4 protein-coding genes are annotated in these 3,509 nt (G+C 71.0%); 1 reads left to right on the top strand and 3 read right to left on the bottom strand.

The annotated features are described in order from the left end of the window. Positions 1 to 1,678: DNA polymerase III subunit alpha (gene dnaE / locus BGO22_RS04195; RefSeq protein ID WP_286849198.1), on the top strand; the 1,678-nt coding region annotated here is incomplete at its 5' end. 87 nt (positions 1,679 to 1,765) lie between these two features. Here the strand turns inward: dnaE and BGO22_RS04190 are convergent. The 3 genes from BGO22_RS04190 to BGO22_RS04180 all read right to left on the bottom strand — a co-directional run. Beyond that, positions 1,766 to 2,374, bottom strand: coding sequence for a YdeI/OmpD-associated family protein (locus BGO22_RS04190; protein WP_286849196.1), 609 nt, complete (start codon positions 2,372 to 2,374; stop codon positions 1,766 to 1,768). Between the two features lie 21 nt (positions 2,375 to 2,395). Beyond that, positions 2,396 to 3,385, bottom strand: coding sequence for a cell envelope integrity protein TolA (tolA, locus tag BGO22_RS04185; RefSeq protein WP_502686424.1), 990 nt, complete (start codon positions 3,383 to 3,385; stop codon positions 2,396 to 2,398). A 2-nt stretch (positions 3,386 to 3,387) separates the two neighbouring features. After that, the coding region (locus BGO22_RS04180) for an ExbD/TolR family protein (protein WP_286849201.1) at positions 3,388 to 3,509 on the bottom strand (122 nt) is incomplete at its 5' end.

Raw genomic sequence — 3,509 nt, 5'->3', positions numbered from 1 at the left:
CGTGTTCCAGTTTGAAAGCCGCGGCATGCAGGGCATGCTGCGCGACGCCAAGCCCACGCGCCTGGAGGACCTGATCGCGCTCAACGCGCTGTACCGGCCGGGCCCGATGGACCTGATCCCCAGCTTCGTGGCGCGCAAGCACGGGCGCGAGACGGTGGAGTACCCGCACCCGGCCGTGGCCGACATGCTCAGCGAGACCTACGGGATCATGGTCTACCAGGAGCAGGTGATGCAGACAGCGCAGATCCTGGGCGGCTACTCGCTCGGTGGCGCCGACCTGCTGCGCCGCGCCATGGGCAAGAAGAAGGCCGAGGAGATGGCCGAGCACCGCGAGAAATTCCGCGCCGGTGCGCTCAAGACCCACGGCATCCCGCAGGACAAGGCCGACGAGGTCTTCGACCTGATGGAGAAGTTCGCGGGCTACGGCTTCAACAAGTCGCACGCGGCCGCGTACTCGCTGCTGGCCTACCACACGGGCTGGCTCAAGGTGCACTACACGGCGGAGTTCTACTGCGCCAACATGACCGTGGAAATGGACGACACCGACAAGCTCAAGGTGTTGTTCGAGGACGCGCAGAAGATGGGCATGGCCTTCGAGCCGCCCGACGTGAACCGCGGCGTCTACCGCTTCGAGCCGGTGACAGACAAGCTCATCCGCTACGGTCTGGGCGCCATCAAGGGCACGGGCCAGCAGGCCATCGAGGCCATCGTGGCCGCGCGCGAGGGCCGTGGCGAAGGCCCCAACGGCGGCGAGAGCGGTCCGTTCAAGAGCCTGTTCGACTTCTGCCTGCGCGTGGACCGCACGCGCCTGAACAAGCGCACGGTGGAAGCCCTCATCAAGGCCGGCGCCTTCGACGCCCTGCACCTGAACCGCGCCGAGCTGCTGGCCACGCTGGACATCGCCTTCGAGTACGCGGCCACCACGCAGGCCAACGCGCACCAGGGCGGGTTGTTCGACATGCTGGGCGGCGACGACCACGGCTCCAGCACGCAGGAGCCCGACCTGGTCGCGGCCATGCCCTGGGGCGTGAAGGAAAAGCTCACGCACGAGAAGAGCGCCATCGGCTTCTACTTCTCGGGCCACCTGTTCGACGAGGTGGAGCGCGAGGTGCGCCGCTTCGCGCGCACGCGCCTGGTGGACGTGGTGGACAGCCGCGACCCGGTGATCCTCGCGGGCATCGTGACGGACTTCCGCGTCATCAATGGCCAGCGCGGCAAGCTCGCGCTGTTCAAGATCGACGACAAGACCGGCGTGCTGGAAACCAGCGCTGACGAGAACCTCATCAACACGCACCGCGCGCTGCTCAAGGACGACGAGCTGATCGTGGTGCAGGCGGTGGCGCAGCCGGACCGCTTCTCGGGCGGCCTGCGCCTGAAGATCCAGCAGGTCTGGGACCTGGCCAGCGCGCGCTGCCGCTTCGGCAAGTACCTGCGCGTGGCGGTGAACGGGCACGCGCCGTCCGTGGCGCAGCTGGTGCGCGACTTCCCGCCCAAGCGCGAGATGAGCGACCAGGGCGAGTTCGTGCGCGGCCTGCCGGTGCGCCTGGCCTTGCAGCGGGACGGCGCGCGCTGTGAGCTGCAGCTGGACGATCGCGCGCTGTTCTTCCCGACGGACGCGGCGCTGGCGAGCTGGATGGCCCAGGCGCACGAGCGGCGCGCGGAGATCGTGTTCGATTGACCGGGCGCCGCGGACACCGCGCGGTCGGCTGAGGCGCCGGGCCATGCGCGATGGGCCGGCTTCAGGTGCCGGCTTCAGGTGCCGGTTTCAGGCACTGGCCTTGGGCTTCGGCTTGAAGGCGTGCACGGTTTCGCCGCGGGCGAGCATGTTCACCAGCTGCGCGATGCGCTTCGCGCGCGTCGCTGGCCTGACGGCCGTCTGGATGCGCCAGAGCACGGCGTAGCGGTTGCTCGCGTTGAGGGTGGCGAAGAAGGCCTTGGCCGGCGGGTTGGCGTCCAGCGCGGCGACCAGGTCCTCGGGCGCGGTGGACGTCCTCGCACCGTCGTAGGCCTGGGCCCAGCGGCCGTCGGCCCGGGCCGCCTCCACCTGCGCCAGGCCCGGCGGCTGCAGGCGGCCCGCCCCGATCAGCCTGGCCACCTTGTCGACGTTGGTCTTCGACCAGAGGCTGCGCGCGCGCCGCGGCGTGAAGCGCTGCAGGAAGTGCTGGTCGTCCAGGCCCTTCTTCTGGCCGTCGATCCAGCCCCAGCACAGCGCGATCTCCACCGCCTCGGGGTAGGTGACGCTGGGCTCGGTGGCACCGCGCTTGGCGATCTTGAGCCACAGCCCGTCGGACGTCGCGTGGTTCTTCTTCAGCCAGGCCTCGAAGGCCTTGGCGTTCTTGAACAGCGTCGGGGCGGCGGGTGGGGCGGCGGGCATGTCCGCAGTGTGCCGCGGACCTTAGTCCAGCGGCCGCAGGCCGATTTCCAGCGAGGGCGGCACGCGCCCGTCCACGTCGCGCGGCAGGGTGCCGGTGCGGTCGATGGCGCGCAGCACAGCCTCGTCCCACGCGGCGTTGCCGCTGCTCTTGACGAGGCGGCGGCCAGTGATGGTGCCGTCTGGCGCAACCCGCACTTCCACCTCGGCGCGCGGGTTGCCCGGCGCCACCTCGGTGAACACGATGTTGGGTTTGATGCGCGCGGCCACCTTGCCCGCGTAGCTGGCCGATGGCCCGCTGGACTGCTGGGCCGTGCCCGTGCTCTGCGGCGGGCCGCTGGCGCCGGCCTGGCCCATCATGCGGGCCATCTGTTCCTTGCGCAGTTGCTCTTGCACCTGCGCCTGGCGCTTCTCCTGCTCGGCCTTGCGCTGGGCCTCGCGTTTTTCCTCGGCGAGCTTTTGCTGGCGCTCGGCCTCGGCGCGTTTTTTCTCGGCGGCCAGTTTCTCCGCGGCGGCTTTTTCGGCCGCGGCTTTCTTCTCGGCCGCGGCCTTTTCCGCCGCCTGCTTTTCCTCGGCTTTCTTCTGCGCCGCGAGGCGCTCGGCGCGTTCGCGTTCCGCCTTCTCCTTTTCCTTGGCCTTCTGCGTGGCGATGTCGGCCTGCTGCTGCGCCGGGGCGGGCGGTGGTGGTGGCGCCGGGCGCGGCGCGGGGGCCGGCGCAGGCGGCGGGGGCGGTGGCACCGGCGCGGGCGGCGGGGGCGGCGTGGGGGCCGGCGCGGGTGGCGGTGGCGGGGCGGTGGCGCGCGGTGCGGCCTGCTGCGGCAGGCGCGACCACAGCTCGGCCTCCACGGCCGGCGTGTCGGCGTCGCGGCGCCAGTTCACGCCCCAGGTGAGCGCGAGGATCAGCAGGGCGTGGACGCCGATGGCCTTGCCCAGCGCGCCGCCCCAACGGCCCTGTGGCGGCGGGGCAAGGTCGAGGTGGTCGGCGGTGGAGCGCATGGCGATCGGGACTGGCAAGCTCAGCGGGTGGTCTGCACCGACAGGCCCACGCGCTGCACGCCGGCGCGCTGCAGGGTGTCCATGGTGCGCACCACGGTCTCGTAGCGGATGGTCTTGTCGGCGCTGATGATCACGGGCACGC

Origin of the sequence: Hydrogenophaga sp. 70-12 (assembly GCF_001897365.1) — a bacterium.
Taxonomy (GTDB): domain Bacteria; phylum Pseudomonadota; class Gammaproteobacteria; order Burkholderiales; family Burkholderiaceae_C; genus Hydrogenophaga; species Hydrogenophaga borbori.
The sequence above is the reverse complement of the archived record's forward strand: the minus strand, read 5'-3'. Positions and strand labels throughout refer to the sequence as shown.

Coding starts and splice junctions, on each gene's coding strand:
- BGO22_RS04190 (WP_286849196.1), bottom strand. CDS start 2,374: ATGCCCGCCGCCCCACCCGCCGCCCCGACGCTGTTCAAGAACGCCAAG.